Origin of the sequence: Enterobacter sp. 342, assembly GCF_036663495.1 — a bacterium.
Taxonomy (GTDB): domain Bacteria; phylum Pseudomonadota; class Gammaproteobacteria; order Enterobacterales; family Enterobacteriaceae; genus Enterobacter.
On the sequence record NZ_JAWUEI010000128.1, the window covers coordinates 1 to 705 of the forward strand.

The 705-nt window shown below is 60.9% G+C and carries 1 protein-coding gene; it reads right to left on the reverse strand.

Translation table 11 applies throughout. The annotated features are described in order from the left end of the window. The coding region (gene vgrG, locus V6E55_RS25585) for a type VI secretion system tip protein VgrG (RefSeq protein ID WP_316944132.1) at positions 1 to 705 on the reverse strand (705 nt) is incomplete at both ends.

Below are 705 nucleotides of genomic sequence, written 5' to 3' on the forward strand. Positions count from 1 at the left end.
CCCCTTCTGCGCCCGGATGGCGCCCCAGCTGTCGGTTCTGAGCTCAAAACCCTCACCGCGCTTCTGCTTCTCCGCATCCACCAGATGCCCAAGATTGAGCTGGCTCTTGCCGCCGTACTCCGTGCTGACCTTGATATGCTCTTTCCCGCGCTCGTCATCGAGGCGGATTTTATTGTTCGCCGGGGTGCGCAGCACGTTGCGTTTGTAGTTCCGGATAGTGACGTGGTCGCTGTGCGCCGAGTCGTGCAGCACACCGGTAATGTACGGCCGGTCCGGATTACCGTCCTCAAAGCCAATCGCCACCTCAGTGCCCGCCAGCAGCGGCAGATGCAGGCCGTAGGTATCCCCTGCGTACGGGCGGGACTGACGGACCCACAGGCTCTCAAACCCGGTCTCCCAGTTGTCCCGGTCAAACAGCATGTTGACGCGGTAGCGGCCGTCTTTGTCGATGTGCCCGTAGGTGTCGTTTTCCGTGGTGCTCGTGACTCGCGCTGGCAACGTGCCGGCCATCACCGGACGGTCACCGGGTTCCGGCCGAAAACCAAAATCGGTGTTATCCGGAATGCCGTCAAAATCAACCCAAAAGTCCTTATCACGGCGGGCATGTGTCTGCATCACCGTGATAACCACACCCTTGCTGAACACCTCAGCCACTTCGTAGCCGCCGCTGACCTTCAGCACCTGGCCCGGAAAGAGGGTCGGACA